Origin of the sequence: Nocardiopsis valliformis DSM 45023 (genome assembly GCF_000340985.1) — a bacterium.
In the GTDB taxonomy this organism is placed as follows: Bacteria; Actinomycetota; Actinomycetes; order Streptosporangiales; family Streptosporangiaceae; genus Nocardiopsis; species Nocardiopsis exhalans.
Genome location: NZ_ANAZ01000012.1, coordinates 16,251 through 38,668, shown reverse-complemented (window position 1 = coordinate 38,668; position 22,418 = coordinate 16,251). Strand labels below are relative to the sequence as shown.

Sequence of the window (22,418 nt, the reverse complement as noted above, 5' to 3'; positions counted from 1 at the left end):
GACCGGGCGCACCCGCTGACCTTCCCGGACTCCACGGCCCCACCGCCACGGTGAGCGGCCGTGTCCGTCGTGCGCCCGGCAACAGACCGTTTCCCAGGCGTCAAGACGGAAAGCACGAACGTGCCAGAACACACCACTCCCACGGTCGCGCAGCGGCCGAACCCCACCCTGACCCGCCTCACCAGCGGCCCGTTGCCGATCCTCGGCGCCGCCGTCCTGTGGGGCACCACCGGCACCGCCAGTTCCTTCGCGCCCGCCGGCGCGCACCCGGCCGCGATCGGTTCGGCCGGGCTCGTTCTCGGCGGGATCCTGCTGTTCCTGGTGGGCCGGGGCTCCACAGCCTCCCTTCTCACCGGCTCCGACACCCGCACCCGTGCCCGTACATGGGGCATCCTCCTGCTGGGCGCGGTCGCGGTCGCCGGGTACCCGCTGTCCTTCTACCCGGCGGTGGCCAACGCCGGGGTGGCAGTCGGCACCGTGATCACCCTGGGCAGCGCACCGGTCTTCTCCGGGCTGCTGGCATGGTACGTGGACCGCACCCGGCCCAGCGCACGGTGGGCGGCGGCGACCGTCGCCGCCGTGCTCGGCTGCGCGGTGCTGGTCCTGGGCCCCGACCTCACCGGAACGCCGACCCCGGTGAACTCCCTGGGCGTGGTCCTGGCCCTGGTCGCGGGGTTCTCCTACTCGCTGTACGCGATCATCGCCGAGAAGCTGATCCGGCGCGGACACACCTCGGGTGCGGTCATGGGCACGATGTTCGCGGGCGGCGGCGTCCTCGTGCTGCCCGTGGTGCTGGCCACCGGAGCCGCGTGGTTGGCCACGGTCAACGGCGCCCTGGTAGCGCTGCATCTGGCCCTATTCACGGTGTTCCTGGCGTACTGGCTGTTCGGCCGGGGCCTGCGGCACACCCCGGCCGCCACCGCGACCACCCTCACCCTGGCCGAACCCGCAGTGGCGGCGGTCCTGGGCGTGGCTCTGGTGGGTGAGCGCCTCCCCCTGGTCTCCTGGTCCGGCCTGGTCATCCTGGCCCTGGGCCTGGCCGTCCTGAGGGTGCCGCTGCCGAGGCGCTTCCAGCACACCCGCCGCTGACCGAACGGGGGGCGCCACGGGGTTCCGGGGCGCCACCCACTGCGAGTCCGGTCCGGTCAGCCGACCTTCACTCAGAAGCCGCGACCGAACATGGTCTCGGTGAACTGGCCCGCGTGGGCGAGGATGGTGACGGTGACCTTCTGCGCCGAGGTGACGAAGTCGTTGGCGATGATGCCGCCGCCGGAGTCGGTCACCTCCCAGTAGGCGTCGGTGAACAGCCCCTCGCCGAAGATGGTCGCCTCGTAGGTGCCCGGTTCGATGTCCTCACCGACCACGCAGTAGGGGTCACACGTGGCCCCGGAGAAGCCGCCCTCCAAGCGGGTGATCATCGGTTCGACCTCGTCGAGGGGTTCGAAGCCGAGCACCTCGAAGGCGTGGTGGACGACGTCACGGGCTCCGTCTCCGGGCAGTGCTCCGACCTGCGGGACGACGCATCGGCTGACCCTCAGGAACGCAGAAGGCCCGGGACCGCTGACGGTCCCGGGCCTTCTGCCCGGTTCTAGGCGTCCTGCTCGGCCAGCTCGGCCTCGGCGGCCTCGCGGTGGCGGCGGGCCAGCTTGACCGGCTCCAGGACGGCGACCATCTCGACGTGGTGGGTCATCGGGAAGGCGTCGAAGGCGCGCAGACCCACCAGGCGGTAACCGGAACGGCCGAACTCGGCGAGGTCGCGGGCCAGGGTCGCCGGGTCACAGGAGACGTAGGCGATCCGGCGCGGCTTCATCCCCGCCACCTTGCGGACAACCTCGACACCGGCACCGGCGCGCGGCGGGTCGAGCGTCACGACATCGGCGCGCACGTCGGCCCACTCGCGCATCTGCTTGGCCACGTCGGCGCGCTCGACGCGCACCTGCGGCAGGTCCTTCAGGTTGTACTGGGCGTCGCGAACGGCGTGCTCCCCGTTCTCCACGCCCATCACACGGCCCTCGGCGCCCACGGCCTCGGCGAGCGCGCCGGTGAACAGGCCCGCACCGCAGTACAGGTCCAGGGCGGTCTCGCCCGGCTTGGGCTCCAGGCCCTCGATGACGGCGGCGCTCAGGGTCTCACCCGCGGCCGGGTGAACCTGCCAGAACCCGCCGGCGCCGACCCGGTACTCGCGACCGGCCACGTCCTCGCGCACGCCCTTGCGGCCGCGCACCGACTGCACCCGGCCGCCCTTGAAGCGGCGCAGCACGGCGCTGGAGGCCTTGAGCTCAGGCAGCTCGCCCAGCTTGGCGGTGGTGGGGGTGACCACGATCGCGCGATCGGCGCGGGTCGTGGAGGCTACGGCCTCCACGTCCCTGATGTTCTCCCACTTGACCTCGGTGACGCCGAGTTCGGTGACACCGGGGTGGGCGATCAGGCACTTGTCGACCGGCTCGATGTCGTGGGAACGGTGGCGGCGCAGACCGGCGTTTCCGTCCTCGTCCACGGAGAAGCGCACCCGGGTGCGCCAGCCCAGGCCGTCGGGGGTGCCGGGCAGCTCCTCGACGACCACCTCGCGGTCGATCCCGGCGATCCGGCTCAGCTGGTCGGTGACGACCTTCGCCTTCATCCGGCGCTGGGAGTCCAGACTGGCGTGCTGCCAGTCGCAGCCGCCGCACATACCGGGGCCGGAGAACACACACGGCGCCTCGACCCGGTCCGGGGAGGCGGTGAGGACCTCGACGGCCTCGCCGCGCAGGAATCGGGTGGTCTGCTCGGTGACGCGGACCCGGACCCGCTCCCCCGGCAGGGCGTGGCGGACGAAGACGACCTGGTCGTCCAGGCGGCCCACACACCATCCCCCGTGGGCGACGTCGTCCACGGTCAGTTCGATCTCGTTGCCCACACGTGTCATGGCGGTGTCCTCAGCTGGTTGGGTCGGAATTCCGGGTGACCCTGCGCGCACAGCCACCAACCGACCCCAATCTACCGGTCTTCGGGCACCACACGTGCTGGTCCGAGCACTGTGCGGCCGGGGCGGTCACGTGCTTGGAGGTGTTGTGTGTCAAGGTGGAGCTGTCGGGGCACGTGAGCGACTCCGTGCCCGCGGGGTGGAGAGCTAGCTCGACGGGAGTTCGGACGAGGTGCACATCGTGATCATGGGGTGCGGCCGTGTGGGTTCCACACTGGCGCACACGCTGGTGGACCTGGGGCACACGGTGGCGGTGATCGACCAGGACCCCGAGGCGTTCCGTCGGCTCCACACCACCGTGGCCAAACACGCCGTCCGCGGAGTGGGGCACGACCGCGAGGTCCTGCTCAGCGCCGGCATCGACCGCGCGGCGGCCTTCGCCGCGGTCAGCAACGGCGACAACTCCAACATCATCGCTGCCCGGGTGGCCCGCGAGGCGTTCGGGGTGCAGAACGTGGTGGCGCGGATCTACGACCCCCGCCGGGCCGAGGTCTACCAGCGCCTGGGCATCCCCACCGTGGCGACCGTGCGCTGGACCGCCGACGCCATCCTGCGCCGGGTGGTGCCCGGCGACGACCAGCTCACCGCCGCGCCGGAGTGGCAGGACGCCTCGGGCAGCCTGACCATGAACGAACTCAGTCTGCCGGAGCGCTGGGCGGGTCGGACCGTCGCCGAGCTGGAGGCCGATTCCCCGCTGCGCGTGGTCTATCTGGTGCGGGAGGGCCGTATCGCGCTGGCCCGCTCCGAGGAGACCCTCGTGGCGGGCGACGTGCTGCACGTGGTGGCGCACAGCCGGGAGATGGGCGACCTGGCCAAACGGCTGGACCAGGGTCACGAGGACGAGACGGGGCGTGGGTGAGATGCGGATCGCCATCGCGGGAGCCGGGAGCGTGGGCCGCTCCATCGCCACGGAACTAGCGGGCAGCGGACACGACGTCCTGCTGATCGACCGGGACACCCGGGCCATCGGTGTCGACGATCTCCCCCAGGTGGAGTGGCTGCTCGCCGACGCCTGTGAACTGGCCACCCTGGAGGACGCCCGACTGGGCGACTTCGACGTGGTCATCGCGGCCAGCAGTGACGACAAGGTGAACCTGGTCGTGTCCCTGCTGGCCAAGACCGAGTTCGGGGTGGAGCAGGTGATCGCCCGGATCAACGATCCGGACAACGAGTGGCTGTTCAACGACTCCTGGGGGGTGGACCTGGCGGTCTCCCCGCCCCGGCTGATCGCCGACCTGGTGGACGGGGTCACCGAAGAGGAGGACTACGTCGAGGAGGGCACCCTGCCGCCCCTGCCCGGCGCGGAGATCGCCGAGTCGGTGCTGCCCGCCGCCAGCCCGTTCGCGGGCAGCCTCGAGAGCGAACTGACCGGCGCGCTGCCCGAGGGCGTGGCCCTGGTCGCGGTGCTCGGCCCGGGCGGGGTTCGCCCTCCCGACCCCCAGCGGACGCTGTCCGTGGGCAACACGGTGGTCTTCCTGGCCGAACCGGAGGCCCTGGGCCCCCTGGAGGAGCTGCTGGGCCCGGCGGACAGCACCGTTCCCGATGATGCTGAGGGCCCCGAGGGTTCCGGGACCGCTGAGGAAGCCGCGTCCCCGGGGCCGAGGCCTGAATGATCGGTCTTACTGATCCCGCTGGTCGGACCCGGCCTGACCGGTGTCCGCGGCCGTGCCGTCCTTGGTCGCACCGGCCTCGGTGACCCCGTTCTCCAGGGGGGTGCGGCCGCGGGCCAGGATCCACACCATGCCCGCGAAGGCCGCCACCTGGAGCGGCCAGCCCATGGCGACCTTGGACAGGCCCAGCAGGGCGAAGGTGTTGGCCCACTCGTTGGACGCGGCCAGCCAGAGCGGGTACTGCACCACGACCCGGATGACGCACGGCAGCACCAGCAGCCAGGTCAGGCGCGAGGCCAGCTTGACCACGGCCGGGTTGCTCCGCCAGGAGGTGAAGTCCTCCTTGTTCCCGATGAACGGGCCGATCATCAGGCCGATCGCGGGCCAGCGCACCAGCACCGAGATACTCAGCACCACCGCGTAGACCGCGTTGTAGATGATGCCGGGCAGGAAGGCGTCCTCGGCGTTGCCGCTGCGCATCGCGAAGACCGCGGCCAGGCCGATACCGAAGAGGCTGGTGATCACGTACTGCACCGAGGAGCGCTGCACCAGCCGGAGCACGCCCAGGAGCAGGGCCGCGCCCACACCGAGCATGATCGAGAGCCGCAGCTCGGAACTGGCGATGTAGGAGATCGTGAAGGTCAGGGTGGGGATGGCCGTCTCGACCATGCCGCGCTTGCCGCCCAGGGCCTCGGCGAGCTTGGTCCGGACCAGCGCCTCGACCGTTCCCTCGGTGACGACGGGGCCGCTGCCCGCCCGGCCCTCGTCGGCCTGGGCCGCTTCTTCGGAGGCCCGCTGCTGCTCAGTCATCCCGCTCCTGGTCCCGTCTCGCCGTGCGGCCGTCTGCGGCCGCCAGCCATGATGCACCACCCTATGCGACCTGTCACAGCCGGGGAGTGGCGTTCCGCGACGCCGGCGGCCTTCCCCGCACCGCCTTGTCCCGCTTCGTCTGCCAATGCGGCGTGCGACTTCTCACCCCGCTCTCACCCCGCTCTCACCCCGGACACTAGCTTTGTGTCGGCGCTCTTCCGTACGCTGGCGGCCCGCCCGCTTTCGTGAGGAGCCCGTGTGAAGACCAGCAGGATGGAAGAGCCGCACGAGGAGCACCTGCGCTTCGCGCTCGCCCTGGACCCGGAGCTGGTCGAGGAGAAGGCCTCCCACGTGTGGTCGCCCTACTCGGTCGGGGCCGTGCTCGGTCTGCTGGCCACCGGTGCGGGCGGCGACACCCTGCGTGAGCTGGCGGCCCTGGTCGCCCCGGCCGGTTCCGGCCCCGCGGGGCACCTGGACGCCCTGAACGCCGCGGTCGAGGCCGTCGACGGGCTGGATCTGGCCACCCTCAACGGCCTGTACGTGCCCGCCGACCTTCCGCTGAGCACCGAGTTCGAGGAGCGGGTTGGCGCCCAGGCCGACGCCGAGGTGGACCGGGTGGACTTCCGCCGTGACGCCGAGGGGGTGCGCACGAAGGTCAACGACCGGGTCTCGCAGGTCACCCAGGGGCTGATCCCCGAGCTGCTCTCGCCGGGCACCGTGCACCCCGACGTTCGCCTGCTCCTGGTCAACGCCCTGTGGGTGAAGATGGTGTGGACCGAGCCCTTCGAGGCGGCCCAGACGCGCGAGCGCGCCTTCCACGCTCCGGGCGGCACCCACCGCGTCCCGACCATGCGGCGCACCGGGCGGATGACCCACGCCGAGCACGGAGGGCTGCGGATGGTCACCCTGGAGGGCGAGCACGGGCTGGCCCTAGACGTGATCATTCCCGACTCCTCCGGCGCCGAGCGGGCCGACGCCCCGCCCCTCACTCCCGAAGCACTGCGAGGCCTCTACAAGGCACGCAGGCAGGAGGAGGTGAGCCTGGCCCTGCCGCGCTTCGCCGTGGAGACCGAGACCGCGCTGCTCGAACCCCTGGCCACCACCCCCGCGCACGTGCGCACCCTGGCCACCGACGCCGCCGACTTCGGCGGGATCAGTGCCGAGCCGCTCAAAGTCGACGCCATCGTGCACCAGGCCGTGTTGCGCGTAGACGAGAAGGGCGCGGAGGGTGCCGCCGCCACCGCCGCCGTCATGGTGATGTCGGCCGTGATCCCGCCCAAGCCCAAGGAGTTCCTGGTGGACCAGCCCTTCCGGTTCGTGCTGCGCCGCCGGGGCGCGATCCTGTTCACCGGCCGGATCACCGACCCCGTCGACCCGGGCCCCGCTTCCTGAGCCAGACGGTGAGCGGGCGCTCACCTCGCGGCCCAGGTCTGTTACACCCCCAGCCGGGCAGGACCCTGGACTGTCAGGAAGTCTCCAGGAAGGTGGCGGTGATCTCGGTCAGGGCCTCGTGAGCCTGGGCGTCGGTGAGGTCAGGTTCCTCGTCGCCCGCCTGGTCGCCGTAGGCGCCGAACTGGGCGTGGTTCATACCCTCGATCACCTCGATGACAGCGTTCTCGGGCAGATTGGGTCTTCGTTCTTCGACCTCGTCGGGGATGAGCACGCCGTCACGGCCGCCCGCCACCGACAGCACTCTGAGGTCGTCGCGGTCGGCGAGGTCAGCGCTCTCGATGGCGTAGGAGGCCCACAGGACCAGCCCCGCCCACTCGACGGCACCCTCCCCGGTACCCAGGTGCTGGGCGGCGAAGGCCCCGCCCATGGAGTGCCCGCCCAGATACCACTCGGAGATCTCCGGTGCCACCTCGACCGCGCTCTCGGCTCGGGCGGAGTCGAGCAGGGCGAGGTTGAGGCGCAGGTCGGGCAGGACCACCGTGACCCCGGTCCGGGCCACCACCGGGGCCCAGACGGCCACGTAGGCGTCAGCCTCCACACGCGCCCCCGAGTAGAAGACCATTCCGGTTCCCGAGGGGGCCTCGGCCGGGGCGAGCACTAAAGCGCCGTCCCGGCGCTCCACGAGGACGGACGGGTTTTCCCCGGCCGCTGCCAGGGGTCCGGGTTCGGCCCGGTGCGGGGTGAGCGCCCAGGCCAGAAAGGCTGTCCCGGCGACCAGTACCAGCGCCATGAGCACGGCCAGCGTCCACAGCAGGACCCGCACGCCCCTGCTCCGGCCCCGGCGTGCTCCCCCGCCACCGCTTCTGGTCATGTCCGCCCTTCCGGGGCTCGGGCTCCGGAAGCTCCCGGAGCCGTGGAGAGACAGCGCACCGCGGACACGACGCGCTCAGGTACTGCCGCCCCCGGCACGGCCGGGTATCGGGCCCCGGCCACCGGGGATCAAGTGTCGAAGACCTCGAAGGAGGTGGCCAGCGGTACGCCCGCCCACTCCCCCGAGCTCACGGCACCTTCCCGCAGGAAGGTCTTCTGATCGAAGCCGTCCAGGTTGGCCAGGTACACCTCGTGCGCGTCCAGGGACGCGATGCCGGCGGCGAGGTTCTCTTCGCTCAGCTCCACGAAGTGGGTGGGGTCCGGTGCGGCGCCGAAGGCCACGAAACGCACACCGTCCCAGGGCTCCCGGCCCTCGACTAGCTGCTCGGTGAACACCCACCGGTTGGCGGCGTCGCGGACCGCGTCCAGCAGGGCCGGGCCCAGGACCCGGTGGTCGGCGTGGTTGAAGAAGCTGCCCCCGCCGAAGTGCTCACGGAAGTTGATGGAGACGATCACGTCTGGTCTGTGCCGGCGGATCGCCCCGGCCAGGGACCTGCGCAGCGGCAGGCCATACTCCAAGGTGCCGTCGGGGAAGTCGAGGAACTCGACCGTGGCCGCGCCCACGGCCTCCGCGGAGGCGCGCTGCTCCGCCATCCGCAGGGGCGCGCACGCCCCCGGATCCATCGAGTCGATCCCCGCCTCGCCCTTGGTCACCAAGAGCTCGACCACGTCCTTGCCCTGCGCGGTCCACCGGTGGATCGCCGAGGAGGCGCCGAACTCCAGGTCGTCAGGGTGGGCCACCACCGCCAGGAGCCGGTCCCAGTCCTCGGGGAGCGGCCGGGGAGCGCTGTTCTGCGTCGTCTGTGCCATGAAACACACAGTACGGAACGGCGCACCCCGGACACGGTTGTCCACAGGCCGTTTCTCCAGAGAGCCCCCGTTTTTCCCGAAAGCCCCCCCGACTTCACCGGGTCCAGCGGGATCCCTCAGGAACCGCTGGGCGCAGGTCCACCCGCGGAGCCGTTGGGCGAGCTGCCCGCGTTGCCGCGCTGAGCGGCCTGCTGAGCGGCGCGCTGCTGGGCGGCGGCGGCCATCTGCTCCTGGATCTTCTTGGGCACCGTGATCTGCAGCAGTTCACTGGGCGGTACCGGCTGATCGCCGCGCACCACCACGATGTTGGCGAAGATCTGTTCGATCTCGGACATCATCTCGGGCTTGGTCGCGCCCTCGCCGCGGATCACGCCGCGCAGCACCCAGCGCGGACCGTCCACGCCGATGAAGCGCACCCGCTGCCCCAGCTGCCTGCCGTCCTCGGTCTTCTTCCCCTTGATGGGGATGAGCGCCTGGAGCTCGGGGCCGAAGGTGCCGTCGTGGTCCTCGGCCTTGCCGCCCTGCTTGGTGACCTGCTCGCGCAGTTCCTCGCGCATCTCGTCCCACAGCCCGGAGGACTTGGGCGCGGCGAAGGGCTGCACCTGCAGCGCGGTCTTGCCGCGCACCAGGGTGACCCCGATGATCTTCTGCTTGTTCTGCTTGTCCTGGGCGACGTTCACCTGGATCTCGGTGCCCTGCTCCATCGGCAGGAGCATGCTGCCCAGGTCCATCCGGCTGGCCTCGGGGGCGTCCTCGGAGGAGTCCCACGGGCCGGTCCGACGGTACTGGTCCTCGTCCTTGACGGGCTGGTCCGAAGCACGCTCCGGCTCGATCTCGTTGTCGAACGAGACCGCGCCGGCGGCACCCTGCCGCTTGGGCTGGGCCTCCGTCTCCGCGGCTCTCTCGGTCTCTTTGTCCCGCTTCTTGCGGCGGCGTCCAAACACGCCTTCACCTCTCCGCTTCTTCCGTAGGTCCCGGGATCACACCGGGGAGTCGGGGGACGTTCACCGCTGTGCGGTGTGGCCCCCGGTCGAACCGAAACCACCCGCACCACGCACCGAATCGGGGAGTTCGTCCGCCTCGACGAACTCCGCCCGCTCCACGCGCTGGATCACCATCTGCGCGATCCGGTCGCCCCGGGCGAGTTTGACCGGGGTGTTGGTGTCGGTGTTGAGCAGGGTCACCCTGATCTCGCCCCGGTATCCGGCGTCGACGGTGCCCGGGGCGTTGACGACCGTGACCCCGTGCCGGGCGGCAAGCCCGGACCTGGGGTGCACGAAGGCCGCGTAGCCCTCGGGTAGGGCGATGGCCAGACCGGTGGGGACGGTGGCGCGTTCTCCGGGTTCGAGATGGATGTCGACGGCGGCGTACAGGTCCGCGCCAGCGTCACCCGGGTGGGCGTACTGGGGGACGGGGAGGCCGGGGTCCAGGCGACGGACCGTGATCGGCAGCCGTCCGCCTTCCAGGGATGAGGTACTCACATTCGCCGAGCCTATCGCCCCCCGGGTGCTGCCTCGGTGCCGCGCGGGCCGGTGTGGCCGCGGACGACGTCGGGGCGGGCCCGAATGTGCTCGGGCCCGCCCCGTCAGCGCTGCCACCAGCGCTGACACTCCGCTACTACTGGTGAGTCACCGCTGGTCACTGCGGATTTACTCCGGTGCCTCGGTGGGCTCCGCGAGCGTCACCTCGACGCTGAGCTCACCGTCGTCGGTGGTCTCGAAGTCGATGCCGGCGGCGCGACCGGCGGCCGCGATGTCGGCGGCGGCGGCGCGGGCGGCCTCGGCCTGCTTGCCGCAGACCCGGACGTTGTCGACCTCGGCGCGCATGGACAGCTTGGCCTCGGACTTGGCCTTGCGGACCGAGCGCAGGACCTCGGCGGTGGCGGCCAGGACGGCCGGGTCACCGCCGGCGGCCGCGGCGCGGTACTCGGCGGCCTCGGGCCAGCTCTGGGCGTGCACCGAACCGTCCTGCCACCAGCTCCAGACTTCGTCGGTGACGAAGGGGACGAAGGGTGCGAACAGCTTGTGCAGGGCACCCAGGGCGATGAGCAGCGCGGCGCGCGCGGAGGCACCCTCGGCGGACTCGGTGTCGTAGGCCCGGGTCTTGACGAGCTCCAGGTAGTCGTCGCAGAAGTCCCAGAAGAAGCGCTCGGTGCGCTCCAGGGCACGGGTGTGGTCGTAGGCGGTGAAGGCCGCGGTGGCCTCCTCGACCACGTCCGCCAGCGCGGCCAGCATCGCCCGGTCCAAGGGCTCGGTGACCTGCGCGGGGTCGGTCGTGGCGTTCTCACCGGCGACCGACATGACGAACTTGCTGGCGTTGAGGATCTTGATGGACAGCCGTCGGCCGACCTTCATCTGGCCCTCGTCCATGGCGGTGTCGGTGCCCAGACGGCCGCTGGCCGCCCAGTACCGGACCGCGTCGGAGCTGTACTTCTCCAGCAGCGCGACGGGGGTGACCACGTTGCCCTTGGACTTGGACATCTTCTTGCGGTCCGGGTCCAGGATCCAGCCGGAGATGCCGGTGGTGCTCCAGGGCAGGCTGTCGTTCTCGAAGTGGGCGCGGACCACGGTGGAGAACAGCCAGGTGCGGATGATGTCCTGGCCCTGCGGGCGGAAGTCCATCGGGAAGACCCGCTCGAACAGGTCCTGGTCGCGTTCCCATCCCGAGGCGATCTGCGGGGACAACGAGGAGGTCGCCCAGGTGTCCATGACGTCGGGGTCGCCCATGAACCCGCCGGCCTGGCCGCGCTGATCCTCGGTGTACCCGGCAGGCGCCTGCGAGCTGGGGTCGATGGGCAGCTGGTCCTCGGTGGGCAGCAGCGGCTGGTCGTAGTTCGGGTTGCCGTCGGCGTCCAGCGGATACCAGACCGGGAACGGGACGCCGAAGAACCGCTGGCGGCTGATCAGCCAGTCGCCGTTGAGGCCCTCGACCCAGTTCTCGTAACGCTGGCGCATGTGCTCGGGGTACCAGGTGAGCTCACGGCCGCGCTCGATGAGCTGGGCGCGGATGTTCTCGTCCCGGCCGCCGTTGCGGATGTACCACTGGCGGGTGGTGACGATCTCGAGGGGCTTGTCGCCCTTCTCGTAGAACTTCACCGGGTGGGTGATGGGCTTGGGCTCGCCAACCAGGTCGCCGCTGGCCTTGAGGAGCTCGACGGTGCGCTCGCGCGCGGTGTGGACGGTGGCCCCGGCCAGCTGGGCGTAGGCCTCGCGGGCGGCGTCGGAGTCGATGCCCTTGGGCGGGTCGGCGATGACGCGGCCGTCCCAGCCGATGATGGGGCGGGTCTCCAGCTGGAGCTCGCGCCACCAGGTGACGTCGGTGGTGTCACCGAAGGTGCAGATCATCGCGATACCGGACCCCTTCTCGGGGTCGGCGAGGCGGTGCGCCCTGACGGGGACCTCGACACCGAAGACCGGTGTGGACACGGTGGTGCCGAACAGGTCCTGGTAGCGCTCGTCGTCGGGGTGGGCGACCAGCGCGACACAGGCGGCCAGCAGCTCGGGTCGGGTGGTCTCGATGTGGACCGGGGTGCCGTCGGGCTTGTGGAAGGCGACCTTGTGGTAGGCGCTGGGACGCTCGCGGTCCTCCAGCTCGGCCTGGGCGACGGCGGTACGGAAGGTGACGTCCCACAGGGTGGGTGCCTCCGACATGTACGCCTCGCCGCGGGCCAGGTTGCGCAGGAAGGCGCGCTGGGCGGCGGCACGGGAGTTGTCGTCGATGGTGGCGTAGGTGTGCCGCCAGTCGACGCTCAGCCCCAGACGGCGCCAGATGGACTCGAAGACCTTCTCGTCCTCGACCGTGAGGATGTCGCACAGCTCGATGAAGTTGCGGCGCGAGATCGGGATCTGCCGCTTGGGGTTGGGCTTCTCCGGCGGCTGGAAGTCCGGGTCGTAGGGGACCGAGGGGTCGCAGCGGACGCCGTAGTAGTTCTGGACCCGGCGCTCGGTGGGCAGGCCGTTGTCGTCCCAGCCCATGGGGTAGAAGACAGCTTTGCCGTTCATCCGCTGGAAGCGCGCGACAGTGTCGGTGTGCGTGTAAGAGAACACGTGTCCGATGTGCAGCGAACCCGAGACCGTGGGCGGCGGGGTGTCGATTGAGTAGACGTCCTCGCGGCTGCGGGTGCGGTCGAAGTGGTAGACGCCGGACTCATCCCATACGTCGACCCACTTCGCCTCGATACCGTCCAGCGAAGGCTTGTCGGGCATGCGGAAGGAATGAGAGCGGTTGGTCATGACGGCAATGTTAGCCCTCCGCAACCATTGGTTGCTCCCGCTTTTCCGCCCCCGTCAGGGAATACGGGGTGGCCCGGACCGCGCCCGCGTGAATCCGGTCGGCGGCCGCCGATGCGGGGGTGCGGGCCAGCGTGAAAGGATTCCTCACGTAGACGCCGCGTCTTCGCGCGCAGCCGCGCGCATCATCGTACGCACAAGGGAACGGTGAACGATTCACATGGCTAAGAAGGACGGTGAGGTCGCACCGGTCGTCATCGGACTGGTCGCGGGCTTCGCGGCCGAGTTCGTCACGCGCAAGGCTCTGACCTTCGCCTGGACACGTGCGACCGGCGAGGAACCGCCGACGGACCTGGAGTCCCCGGACGTCAGCCTGGGCCGTGCCCTGAGCTGGGCCGTGGTCGCGGGTGTGGGCGTCGAGGTGGCCAGGGTGCTGGCCGTCCGCGCCGCCCGCAAACAGCTGGGCGGTTCCGGCGGGCGCGACCTGGAGGTCTGAGGCCCGCCCTCGTCCGGGGTCTTTCAACCCGGTAATCACGACGACGGTGGGCGGCCCACCGCACTGGTTTCTTTCCCCTCTTCGGGGTCCCCATGTGCGGTCGGCCGTCCACCGTCGTGCTTCGCGCGCCGTCCCCTCGCTCCACCCCGAAAGACGCGCGATGCGCCCCCGGAGGGGACGCATCGGATCGCGGCTCGGGCGCTCACCGGTCGTGCTCGGGTGCCCACCGGTCTTCACCGACGGTCGAACAGGTCCTGCCCCCGTACCCCACGGTGTCCTCGGGGACCCCTGGGTGCCGTGCGCGGACCCGTCGCCATCAGCGTCAGGCGCATTCCTTGCAGACCAGCTGACCGGCGCGCTGCTCAGCGAGCTGACTGCGGTGGTGCACCAGGAAGCAGCGCGAGCAGGTGAACTCGTCGGCCTGGCGGGGAAGTACGCGCACGGCGAGTTCCTCGCCGGACAGGTCGGCACCGGGCAGTTCCATGCCCTCGGCCACCTCGTCGGGGTCGACGTCGATGGTACCGGTGCCCTTGTCCACGCGCCGCGCCTGCAGCTCCTGGAGGCTGTCCTCGTTGATGTCCTCGTCAGTCTTGCGCGGGCTGTCGTAGTCGGTCGCCATCTCTGCTAACTCCATCCCCCTCGTTTAGTGCCTCGTCGCGCGGGTGTAACGCTTGAGAGACCTTCGTTGTGCCCGGATCGGCCGATGAGTTTTCCCGATGTCGGTGATCTGTGCCCCCTCCCGGGTCACAGTTCACTGGTCAGCAGCACTTTCACGAGATTGTGACCGGAGGCGGCCAAGGTTCAGCGGCCCCTCACAGGTCGTTCCCTGCTGTACTACCCAACGTCAGGCGCCTCGTAGACCTGAAAACACGTTTGCGCCCACATGCCGGACAAGCATGGAGCACTCCCCCGAGTACGGGCGAAAAACAAGACATGCGCACGTCAGGAGGGATTCCCTCCGTGTCCACGCCCGGGGAAGCATACCCACCCCGGCTTGACGCTCGTGACAGGGGTGGGCGTGTCTTCGGACACGTATAGATACCACGAAGCGGGGCGGTACGCAGCTTGGCCCCCGGCGTAGTCGTGCCCCGGGACCCGTCCGTCGGAGAGACCCTAGCGCCGCTCGGCGGGTTCGGTGCCGTTGCCCGGAGGCACCGGTAGGCAGACCGTGACGACCAGACCGCCGCCCGCGCGGGGCCAGGCGGTCACCACCCCTTCGTGCGCGCGGACCACCGAACGCACGATGGACAGGCCCAGACCGGCGCTCCGGCCCGAGCCCACGCGGTCGCCGGAGCCGCGGCGGAACGGTTCGAAGAGTCCCTCGATCTCGTAGGCCGGGATGACCTTGCCTGAATTCTCCACCTGGACCGCGGGCATGCCCTCGTACATACCGCTGCGCACGGTGATCTCACCCTCGTCGACGTTGTACTTGAGAGCGTTCTCGACCAGGTTGGCCACGAGGCGCTCCAACAGCACGGGGTCGCCGGTCACCGGGGCGGGCCGCAGGTCCTGGCGCAGCGACAGCCCGGACTCGTCGATGGCGCCGCTGAGCTGGCTGAGCACCGTCGTGACGACCTCGCTGAGATCGACCCTGGCCTTGACCTCGAGTTCGCGGTCGCTCTTGGCCAGGAACAGCAGGCCGTCGATGAGGCGTTCGTGGCGGGCGTTGGTCTCCAGAAGGGTCTGCCCGACGGTCCTGAGGTCCGGTGAGACGTCCGGCGCGCTCAGGGCCACCTCCAGGAGGGTGCGGTTGATCGCCAGGGGCGTACGCAGCTCGTGAGAGGCGTTGGCGACGAAGCGCCGCTGCCCGTCGAAGGCCCGGTCGAGGCGTTCGAGCATGCCGTCGAAGGTGTCGGCGAGCTCACGGATCTCGTCGTCGGGCCCGGAGAGCGCGATGCGTTCGTGCAGGGAGCGTTCGGAGAGTCTGCGGGCGATGCGGGTGATCTTCTGCAGCGGTGAGAGCGCCCGGCCCGCCACCGCGTACCCCAGGGCCACGGCGAGCAGCCCCACCAGGAATAGCGCGAGCAGCGAGAACCGGGTGACGTGGGTGAGGACCTGCTCGATGTAGTGACTGTTCTCGATCAGCTCGGCGGGGCTCTCCTCGGACAGGAGGGCGTTGAGCAGGACCGCGACGACGAGGTAGTTGACCAGGACCAGCAGGGAGCCCGCCGCGAAGAACAGCATCCCGTAGATGAGGGTGAGGCGGGCGCGCAGGCTCAGGTTGTCCGTGAAGCGGTGGACCGTGGCGTGGGCGGTGGAGCGTTCCCCTCCGGATCCGCTCGGAGCGACGGAGTTCAGGCTGCGCCAGGTCCCCGTGTCCCCGGGGCGCGTGGGTTCGACCTGCCCTGGCTCTGGACGCTCCCCCGGTCTCACAAGCGGTACCCCGCCCCCGGGACGGTCTGGATGACCGGGGGGTCACCGAGTTTCTTGCGCAGGGTCATGACGGTGACCCGGACGACGTTGGTGAAGGGGTCGGCGTTCTCGTCCCAGGCCTTCTCCAGGAGGCCTTCGGCGCTGACCACGGTGCCCTGGGCGCGCATGAGCACCTGCAGGACGGCGAACTCCTTGGGTGTGAGCGAGACCTCGCGGCCCTCGCGGTGCACCTGGTGGTTGGCCGGGTCCAGGGTGATGCCGCCCCGTTCCAGGACGGGCGGCAGCGGCGGTGCCGAGCGGCGGCCCAGGGCATGCACGCGGGCGATGAGCTCGGCGAAGGCGAAGGGTTTGGCCAGGTAGTCGTCGGCCCCCAGGGTGAGGCCCTCGACCTTGTCCTGGACGCCGTCGGAGGCGGTGAGCATCAGGATGCGGCCGTTGTAGCTCTCGTTGACCAGGGAGCGGGCGACGTCGTCGCCGTGGGTGCCGGGGAGGTCGCGGTCCAGCACGACGACGTCGTAGTCGTTGACCGCGGTGTACTCGAGGGCGGCGTCCCCGTCGTAGACGACGTCGACCGCCATGGACTCCCGTCGCAGTCCGACGGCCACTGCGTCGGCCAGGACCCGTTCGTCTTCGACCACGAGTACGCGCAACGTTGTCCCTCTAGAGCATCGGTGTCTGGAAACAAAAAGGGGGCCGCTGCCGGCGCATCCCCCAACACACCGGCAGCGGCGTTCTTGGTCCCGGCCGCGTCAACCGTTCTCTCACAGTGGAGGTAAGGAGACGGTAAACCCGTGGACTCCGGAGAGTCCTTCTCCTCGCCCCGTGTGGCACGGGCGCTGAACCGGGAGCTTCGCAACTCCCCTACGCACGGGGTGGCCGCCGCCGACGAATCCCCCAACCGTCGGCGACGGCTCAACCCCGCACATCTCAAATCTGACACATCAAGAATAAGAAACAAGTAAGCACAAGGCCCATTAGAGAAATGTGTCTTGTGACACTCTTTCCCATCGCTTGCCCCAAGCATCCGAGCCGCCCCTGAACCGCCCGGGCGCCCCCGACACCCGAACACCCGAATCACCCCTGAGGCGGACTTTTCCACTTTGCGGAATGACCCTCTGTCGCCAGTGGAAGTTACGGAAGGATCACGCGCGGGGGGTGGGGGTTTGACGTGGATCACAGTGCGGTAGAGGTAGGAGACGCACGCGTGGACCCCGGGCACCCTCCCGGACCGCGACGAGCACGCATGTCACAGGGTCGTGACGACTTCGATTCGTGCGGACGCAAAGGCGTGCGCATACGGATTACACCGGGGCATCACCATGTCCCGGTCTACCCCTGGAAGAGGTGCAATGGGCGAGTTCATGGCGGAGATCAAGGTCCGTATCAGCGAGACCTATCGGTCGCTCGAATCGGCGCAGGCCGCCGGGGACGACTTCCTTGCCGACACCCATGCGTCGGAGCTCGAGGATCTCTACCGCATCGCGGCTCGCAACGGCGTCGACGCCCACTCCTGACCGGAGCGGCCGACGCCGTCCCCTACCCCTGAGGGGCCGGGGACCGGCAGCGCAGGGACGGGGCGGGCAACCGTTCGGGTGTTCCGACCCCGTCTCCCCCAGGCCCCGGGCGCTCCCCGCGCCCGGGGCCTTCCTGTGTTCACGGCCCTCGCGTGTTCCCGGTTTTCGTTTGCCCGGGGTCAGCCGTCCGTGTCGGCGCCGAGCGGGGCCAGCAGCGCGTCCAGTTCCTCGTAGAGACCGGGGCGGGCGACGATCACCAGTTCGTTGCTGGGCGGCCCGCTGTGCAAACCCCCCACCCGCAGCCCGGCCTCACTGGCGACCAGGCCGGGTGCGGCCCAGTCCCACAGGTGCAGCCCGCGCTCGTAGTAGGCGTTGTAGCGACCGGTGGCCATCCCGGTGATGTCCACCGCGGCCGAACCGCCCCGGCGGATGTCACGCACCAGCGGGATCACCTCGGTGAGGACCTTGGCCTGTTGGAGGCGGCGCTGGGGGAAGTATCCGAAGCCGGTGGCGACCAGCGCCCGCTCCAGCGGCACCGCCTCGGGCGCGCGCAGAGCCCGGCCGTCGAGCCTGGCCCCGCCGCCCAGGACCGCCTCGAACATCTTCCCGTGGACGGGCAGGTAGACGGCGGCCGCCACGACCTGCCCGTCGATCTCCGCGCCGATGGCGACCCCCCAGTCGGGACTCCCGTACAGGTAGTTGACGGTGCCGTCGATGGGGTCGACGACCCAGCGGACCCCGCTGCTGCCCTCGATGCCGCCGCCCTCCTCGCCGAGAACCGCGTCGTGCGGGCGGGCCGCGAGCAGCCGGTCCCTGATGAAGTCCTCGGTCGCCCGATCCATCTCGGTAACGACGTCGGTGGGGCTGGACTTGGTGTCCAGGACGGTGATGCCCTCCTGCCCCTTGGCCGCGAGTTCTCCGGCCTCCGCCGCCACCGCGACGGCCAGGTCCCGCAGTTTCTCCAGGTCGTGTGGGGACTGGATGGTGGTCACTGGTGCCCTTCCGCTCGTGGCCGCCAGGCCCGGTCGTGCCTGGACGCTTTCGCCAACGAACTCTACGCCGCGCTCCCGTCAGTCGATGATCCCCACCGCGGCACTACTCCCAACGGAAGAGCCGTACGGCCGCGACCGAGGCGACCAGGGCGGTGCCGACCAGGACCAGCAGGTGGAAGGTCTCGGGGGTGCCGCCCGTCCAGCTGGTGGCGATCGCCTGCACACCAGCACCGAAGGGCAGCACCTCCCCGGCCGACGCCAGCCAGGAGGGCAGGTTCTCGGCCGGGACTACCCCGCCGCCCAGCGCCATCATCCCGAGGAAGAGCACCATGCCGACGGCGGTAGCGGCGGTGGTGGAGGGCGCCAGCGCGGCCAGGAGCACCCCGATCGCGTACATCGCGGCCATGCACAGCACAAGGCTCAGGATCGCCCACCCCCACTCCCCTGGCGGGCTGATGGCGAAGACGGCGTGGAAGACGGCCAAGGCGATCGTGATGCCCAGCAGCGCCTGGAGCACGCTGACGGCCACCTGGGCCAGGAGCATAACGGCGGGGCTGACCGGGGTGAGGGACATCCGGCGCAGGACGGTCCGGCCACCGCGCACGGCCCGCAGTCCGGCGACCTCCACCCGAGGGCTCTCGACGGCGGCGCTCATGTGCGGTCCCCCTCGTCCAGCTGGCGGATGCGCGCCACGACCTGGGCGATCGGCACCTCGAGCACCTTGGCCCGGGCGACCATCGGGTCGACCATCTCGGCGAAGAAGCTCTCGCGGTGGCTAGCACGCAGCGCCTCCTGGGCGTCGGAGACGAAGAGAGAGGACCCCGGCGCGTGCCGGGGTCCTCTCGGGTGTGCGCTCCTACGAGCCGCGAAGCCTAGAGCAGCTCGGGCTTGGTCCACTCCTTACCGTGGACGTGGTGGTCCAGGAAGGCGAAGATCGTCTGGTACCAGACCTGGGCGTTGCCCGGGGTCAGGATCCAGTGGTTCTCGTCCGGGAAGTACAGGAACTTCGCGTCGACCCCGTGCAGGAGGAGGTCGCGCCACAGGTGCAAGCCCTCGCCGATCGGCACCCGGTAGTCCTTGTCACCGTGGATGACCAGCATCGGGGTGCGGATCTTGTCCGCGTGCAGGTGCGGCGAGTTGAGCTGGTAGCGTTCCGGCTGGGCCAAGGGGGTTCCGAACTCGTTCTCCCACACCGGCGGGTAGTCGGTGGTACCGCTGAACCCGTCCAGCTGCCACAGGGAGGCGTGCGAGACGATCGCCTTGAACCGGTCGGTGTGCCCGGCGATCCAGTTGGCCATGTAGCCGCCGAAAGAGCCGCCCATCATGGCGGTGCGCTCGGCGTCGATGTCTTCGCGGGCCTCGGCGGCGTCGGTGATCGCCATGATGTCGGCGTGCGTGCGCGGGCCCCACTGGCCCCAGGCCCGGCGGAGCATGTCCTGGCCGTAGCCGGTGGACAGCGCGGGGTCCGGGAGCAGCACCGCGTAGCCGCGGGCGGCCAGCAGCCACGGGTTCCATCGCCAGGTCCAGCCGTTGAAGCTCATGTAGGGGCCACCGTGGACCCAGAGCATAAGCGGAGCGGGCGAGTCGGCCGAGGCCTCCTCAGGCAGCACCAGCCACGACCGGATCCGGGTGCCGTCGTCCGCGGTGGTCTCGATCTCGGTGAGCGTGCCCGGCATGGTCAGCTCGGAGCCGGGAGTGCGCAGATGGACGGGCTGGCCGTCGGTGGCGTCGGCGTCCAGCCGGACCGGGGCGGGCGGGGCGTCCCAGGCGTCGCGCAGCGCGTAGACGTAGCGTCCGTCCGGGGACGGGTTCAGCGCACTGTAGGCGCCGTGGTCGCCGGTGATCCGGGTGAGCGCGCCAGTGGCCACGTCCAGGCGGAAGACCGGGCGGCGGCCGTTCTCGTCGGCGACCAGGAAGACCGTGCTGGAGTCCGCCGACCACACGTAGCCCTGGGGCCAGAGCTCGTGGTCGGGCAGCAGGTCGCGGCCCTCGCCGGTGGCCAGGTCGGTGATCCACAGCGTGGCGTTGCGTGGCTCGCCGTCGTAGCTGCCCTCGTCGTCGGCGTAGACCAGGACCTTGGTGCCGTCCGGGGAGGGCGCGGGCGAGCCGAACTCGAAGTCGGCGTCCGGGCCGCCCGCGATGGTGCGGCGCTCGCCGGTGGCGACGTCGATGGCGACGACCTCCTCGCGGCGGGCCCCGCCGGAGGTGGGCACGGACCAGCTGGTGAGCAGGGTGGAGCCGTCCGGAGTGAGCGCCGGGGAGGCGCCCAGCAGGGAGAGGCCGGCGTCGGGGGTGAGGTCGCGGGGCTCGCCGAGGCGGGCGTCCTCGTCCTCGGGCGGGGTGGCCGTGAAGATGCGGGGGTGGTCCGGGCCGACGTCGCTGTCCCAGGAGCGCACGGGCAGGGCCTCGTGCAGGATCGCGGTGACCCCGGCCTCCTCACGGGCCTTGCGGGCCTCGGTGTCGGCCTCGTCGTCCTCGGCCCCGGGCAGGACCTTGCCGGTGAAGGCCACCAGGCCGGAGTCGCGGGCGACCGTGAAGGCGCCCACTCCGCCGGGCCGGGAAGCGACCTGGCGGGCCTCGCCGCCGTCGGCGGGCAGCAGCCACAGGGCGGCCTTGGGCTTGTCCTCGGTCTTAGCCTCGGGGTCGACCCGGCCGGTGCTGAAGAGCACCGAGCCGTCGGGGAGGAACTCCGCGCCCGACTCGCCCTTGGTGGAGCGGGTCAGACGCCGGGGGGCGCGCCCGCCCTCGGACTCGGGGGCGATGTCGATCTCCCACAGGGCGCTGCGGAAGGACTTGGCGTCGGGGGCGATGTCGCTCACGGGCGCGACGAGGCGAGTGCCGTCCGGGGACAGGCGCAGCCCGTTCACGCGGCGCAGGCGGACGTACTCCGGCAGTTCATACCAGGAACGAACCAAGGGGAATCTCCAGAAACCGTCGACTTGTGGTCTGGGACGACCTTATCCGGGACAGTGAACCTGATCACCACCCCTTTTTACGTTTCCCCACGTCAGAGACGTCAACATTGTTGACGCAGCCTCGCTCGGAGAGCGCGCCCGGGACAGCGGTGACGGCGCCGTCCCGGACGCCAGCGGGTTCACCCGGCGTCAGGAGCGCGTCCGGAACAGGCGCTACGCCAATCGCGGCCGTTTCCGCTCCACCGAATCAGCGCTGCTTGCAGCACTGACCGCTTCCGCCGGCGCAGGGCGGCAGGGAGGCGAGCTTGTGCTCTTCTCCACGGCCGGTGTACTCGCGCACCAGCTCGGTCACCATGGACACGAACGCGGGGTGCGTGCCGGGGCTGAGCGCGCGCTCGTAGCCGATGCCCAGCTTCTTGGCGGTGTCGCGGGCCTCCACGTCGAGGTCGAACTTGACCTCCATGTGGTCGGAGACGAACCCGTGCGGGATGACCACCACGGCGGGCACGCCCTCCCCGGCGAGCTCCTCCATCCGGTCGTTGACGTCGGGCTCCAGCCAGGGCTGGCTGGGCGGGCCGCTGCGGCTCTGGTAGACGAGCTCGTAGGGGTAGGCGCGGTCCAGGCGCTCGACCACTAGACGGGCCACCTCGGCGAGCTGGGCCCCGTAGGCGCCCTCCGGACCGAAGCCGTGCCCCGGAGGACCGCTGGCCTCGGCCATGGCACTGGGGATGGAGTGCGCGGAGAACAGGAGGCGCACGCCCTCCCTCTGGTCGGCGGGGAGCTGCTCCAGGGACGCCTGGGTGTACTCCACGAGGGGGTCGATGAAACCGGGGTGATCGTAGAAGGGGCGGATCAGGTCGACCTCGGGTGCGTCCTCACCCAGTTCGGCGAGGGCGCGCTCGATGTCCTCGTGGTAGGCAGTCCGGCTGGACCAGTTGCAGTATGCGGAGGTCGGCAGCGCCAGCACACGGCGGATGCCGTCCTTCTTCATCTGCGCGAGGGTGTCGGTGAGCATCGGTTCCCAGAACCGGTTGCCCCAGTAAATCGGCAGGTCGATGCCGTTGGCGTCGAAGTCGGAGGTGACCGCGGCGAGCAGGTCCCGGCACTGCTGGTTGATCGGGCTCACTCCACCGAAGAGGAAGTAGTGCTCACCGACCTCCGCCAACCGCTCGCGGGGGATGTTGCGCCCGCGGGTGACGTTCTCCAGGAACGGGATGACCTCGTCCTCGCCCTCCGGGCCACCGAAGGAGATCAGCAAAAACGCGTCGTAAGGCCTCATGCACTTCATGAAACCAGCTCCCGGGGACCTCCTCGATCCGCCCCACCCTGAGTGTTGGGACTTTCGTACCTTCCGTGACCAGGGACACTCCCGGTCTGGTCACATA

The 22,418-nt window shown here is 70.4% G+C and carries 22 protein-coding genes; 6 read left to right on the top strand and 16 right to left on the bottom strand.

The window, feature by feature from the left end; all coding sequences use genetic code 11:
- Positions 1-120 precede the first annotated feature (120 nt).
- Complete coding sequence (locus D457_RS0112645; protein WP_017581035.1) at positions 121-1,089, top strand: DMT family transporter; 969 nt, start codon at positions 121-123, stop codon at positions 1,087-1,089.
- 71 nt (positions 1,090-1,160) lie between these two features.
- Here D457_RS0112645 and D457_RS0112640 read toward each other — a convergent pair whose 3' ends face one another.
- Positions 1,161-1,454 carry a hypothetical protein gene (locus D457_RS0112640; RefSeq protein WP_017581034.1) on the bottom strand — a complete coding sequence of 98 codons (294 nt, stop codon included), beginning with the start codon at positions 1,452-1,454 and terminating at the stop codon, positions 1,161-1,163.
- A gap of 134 nt (positions 1,455-1,588) precedes the next feature.
- Positions 1,589-2,905, bottom strand: a complete 1,317-nt coding sequence (locus tag D457_RS0112635; RefSeq protein ID WP_017581033.1) for a class I SAM-dependent RNA methyltransferase — start codon at positions 2,903-2,905, stop codon at positions 1,589-1,591.
- A 229-nt stretch (positions 2,906-3,134) separates the two neighbouring features.
- On the opposite strand from D457_RS0112635, the gene D457_RS0112630 reads away from it, so the two are divergent.
- Positions 3,135-3,821, top strand: a complete 687-nt coding sequence (locus D457_RS0112630; RefSeq protein ID WP_017581032.1) for a potassium channel family protein — start codon at positions 3,135-3,137, stop codon at positions 3,819-3,821.
- Positions 3,814-4,575: a potassium channel family protein gene (locus D457_RS0112625; RefSeq protein ID WP_017581031.1), complete on the top strand. Its 762-nt coding sequence runs from the start codon at positions 3,814-3,816 to the stop codon at positions 4,573-4,575. Before D457_RS0112630 ends, D457_RS0112625 begins: the two co-directional genes overlap by 8 nt.
- Before the next feature lie 6 nt (positions 4,576-4,581).
- Here D457_RS0112625 and D457_RS0112620 read toward each other — a convergent pair whose 3' ends face one another.
- A complete protein-coding gene (locus tag D457_RS0112620) occupies positions 4,582-5,382 on the bottom strand; it encodes a DUF3159 domain-containing protein (RefSeq protein WP_017581030.1) in 801 nt (266 codons plus the stop codon).
- Between the two features lie 273 nt (positions 5,383-5,655).
- Here D457_RS0112620 and D457_RS0112615 point away from each other — a divergent pair, with 273 nt between their 5' ends.
- Entirely contained in the window at positions 5,656-6,774 is a 1,119-nt protein-coding gene (locus tag D457_RS0112615) for a serpin family protein (protein ID WP_017581029.1), read from the top strand.
- Positions 6,775-6,847: 73 nt separating this feature from the next.
- On the opposite strand, the gene D457_RS0112610 is transcribed toward D457_RS0112615, so the two are convergent.
- From D457_RS0112610 to valS, 5 genes are all read right to left on the bottom strand, one after another.
- Positions 6,848-7,645: an alpha/beta hydrolase gene (locus D457_RS0112610; protein ID WP_083926749.1), complete on the bottom strand. Its 798-nt coding sequence runs from the start codon at positions 7,643-7,645 to the stop codon at positions 6,848-6,850.
- A 128-nt stretch (positions 7,646-7,773) separates the two neighbouring features.
- Positions 7,774-8,514: a PIG-L deacetylase family protein gene (locus D457_RS0112605; RefSeq protein ID WP_026116587.1), complete on the bottom strand. Its 741-nt coding sequence runs from the start codon at positions 8,512-8,514 to the stop codon at positions 7,774-7,776.
- Positions 8,515-8,630: 116 nt separating this feature from the next.
- A complete protein-coding gene (locus tag D457_RS0112600; protein ID WP_017581026.1) occupies positions 8,631-9,458 on the bottom strand; it encodes a DUF3710 domain-containing protein in 828 nt (275 codons plus the stop codon).
- 60 nt (positions 9,459-9,518) lie between these two features.
- Positions 9,519-9,995 carry a dUTP diphosphatase gene (gene dut, locus D457_RS0112595; protein WP_017581025.1) on the bottom strand — a complete coding sequence of 159 codons (477 nt, stop codon included), beginning with the start codon at positions 9,993-9,995 and terminating at the stop codon, positions 9,519-9,521.
- A gap of 168 nt (positions 9,996-10,163) precedes the next feature.
- Positions 10,164-12,746 (bottom strand): valine--tRNA ligase, encoded by a 2,583-nt coding sequence (gene valS, locus D457_RS0112590; protein ID WP_017581024.1) that lies wholly within the window; start codon positions 12,744-12,746, stop codon positions 10,164-10,166.
- A gap of 217 nt (positions 12,747-12,963) precedes the next feature.
- Between valS and D457_RS0112585 the strand changes: the two genes are divergently transcribed.
- Positions 12,964-13,239: a DUF4235 domain-containing protein gene (locus tag D457_RS0112585; RefSeq protein ID WP_017581023.1), complete on the top strand. Its 276-nt coding sequence runs from the start codon at positions 12,964-12,966 to the stop codon at positions 13,237-13,239.
- Positions 13,240-13,561: 322 nt separating this feature from the next.
- Here the strand turns inward: D457_RS0112585 and D457_RS0112580 are convergent, their stop codons facing one another.
- The 3 genes from D457_RS0112580 to D457_RS0112570 form a co-directional block, all read right to left on the bottom strand.
- Positions 13,562-13,858 carry a DUF4193 domain-containing protein gene (locus tag D457_RS0112580; RefSeq protein ID WP_013153901.1) on the bottom strand — a complete coding sequence of 99 codons (297 nt, stop codon included), beginning with the start codon at positions 13,856-13,858 and terminating at the stop codon, positions 13,562-13,564.
- A gap of 494 nt (positions 13,859-14,352) precedes the next feature.
- Complete coding sequence (locus D457_RS0112575; protein WP_017581022.1) at positions 14,353-15,612, bottom strand: sensor histidine kinase; 1,260 nt, start codon at positions 15,610-15,612, stop codon at positions 14,353-14,355.
- The gene (locus D457_RS0112570; protein ID WP_026116586.1) at positions 15,609-16,262 is read right to left on the bottom strand and encodes a response regulator transcription factor; all 654 of its coding nucleotides are present in this window, start codon (positions 16,260-16,262) and stop codon (positions 15,609-15,611) included. The genes D457_RS0112575 and D457_RS0112570 overlap by 4 nt, the downstream gene beginning before the upstream one ends.
- 699 nt (positions 16,263-16,961) lie before the next feature.
- Between D457_RS0112570 and D457_RS36420 the strand changes: the two genes are divergently transcribed.
- Positions 16,962-17,126, top strand: coding sequence for a hypothetical protein (locus D457_RS36420; RefSeq protein ID WP_017581020.1), 165 nt, complete (start codon positions 16,962-16,964; stop codon positions 17,124-17,126).
- A gap of 179 nt (positions 17,127-17,305) precedes the next feature.
- On the opposite strand, the gene D457_RS0112560 is transcribed toward D457_RS36420, so the two are convergent.
- From D457_RS0112560 to D457_RS0112540, 5 genes are all read right to left on the bottom strand, one after another.
- Positions 17,306-18,118, bottom strand: a complete 813-nt coding sequence (locus D457_RS0112560) for an inositol monophosphatase family protein (protein WP_017581019.1) — start codon at positions 18,116-18,118, stop codon at positions 17,306-17,308.
- 103 nt (positions 18,119-18,221) lie between these two features.
- On the bottom strand, positions 18,222-18,773 hold the full coding sequence (locus D457_RS32450) for an ABC transporter permease (RefSeq protein ID WP_017581018.1): 552 nt from the start codon (positions 18,771-18,773) through the stop codon (positions 18,222-18,224).
- Positions 18,770-19,015 (bottom strand): hypothetical protein, encoded by a 246-nt coding sequence (locus tag D457_RS35725; RefSeq protein WP_152514228.1) that lies wholly within the window; start codon positions 19,013-19,015, stop codon positions 18,770-18,772. Before D457_RS35725 ends, D457_RS32450 begins: the two co-directional genes overlap by 4 nt.
- Entirely contained in the window at positions 18,991-21,033 is a 2,043-nt protein-coding gene (locus D457_RS0112545; RefSeq protein WP_017581016.1) for a S9 family peptidase, read from the bottom strand. The genes D457_RS35725 and D457_RS0112545 overlap by 25 nt, the downstream gene beginning before the upstream one ends.
- A 247-nt stretch (positions 21,034-21,280) precedes the next feature.
- Positions 21,281-22,312, bottom strand: coding sequence for a ferrochelatase (locus D457_RS0112540; protein ID WP_039831242.1), 1,032 nt, complete (start codon positions 22,310-22,312; stop codon positions 21,281-21,283).
- Between the last annotated feature and the right edge of the window lie 106 nt (positions 22,313-22,418).

Coding starts and splice junctions, on each gene's coding strand:
- D457_RS0112635 (WP_017581033.1), bottom strand. CDS start 2,905: ATGACACGTGTGGGCAACGAGATCGAACTGACCGTGGACGACGTCGCC.
- D457_RS0112620 (WP_017581030.1), bottom strand. CDS start 5,382: ATGACTGAGCAGCAGCGGGCCTCCGAAGAAGCGGCCCAGGCCGACGAG.
- D457_RS0112615 (WP_017581029.1), top strand. CDS start 5,656: ATGGAAGAGCCGCACGAGGAGCACCTGCGCTTCGCGCTCGCCCTGGAC.
- D457_RS0112610 (WP_083926749.1), bottom strand. CDS start 7,645: ATGACCAGAAGCGGTGGCGGGGGAGCACGCCGGGGCCGGAGCAGGGGC.
- D457_RS0112605 (WP_026116587.1), bottom strand. CDS start 8,514: ATGGCACAGACGACGCAGAACAGCGCTCCCCGGCCGCTCCCCGAGGAC.
- valS (WP_017581024.1), bottom strand. CDS start 12,746: ATGACCAACCGCTCTCATTCCTTCCGCATGCCCGACAAGCCTTCGCTG.
- D457_RS0112585 (WP_017581023.1), top strand. CDS start 12,964: ATGGCTAAGAAGGACGGTGAGGTCGCACCGGTCGTCATCGGACTGGTC.
- D457_RS0112580 (WP_013153901.1), bottom strand. CDS start 13,858: ATGGCGACCGACTACGACAGCCCGCGCAAGACTGACGAGGACATCAAC.
- D457_RS36420 (WP_017581020.1), top strand. CDS start 16,962: ATGGGCGAGTTCATGGCGGAGATCAAGGTCCGTATCAGCGAGACCTAT.
- D457_RS32450 (WP_017581018.1), bottom strand. CDS start 18,773: ATGAGCGCCGCCGTCGAGAGCCCTCGGGTGGAGGTCGCCGGACTGCGG.
- D457_RS0112540 (WP_039831242.1), bottom strand. CDS start 22,312: ATGAGGCCTTACGACGCGTTTTTGCTGATCTCCTTCGGTGGCCCGGAG.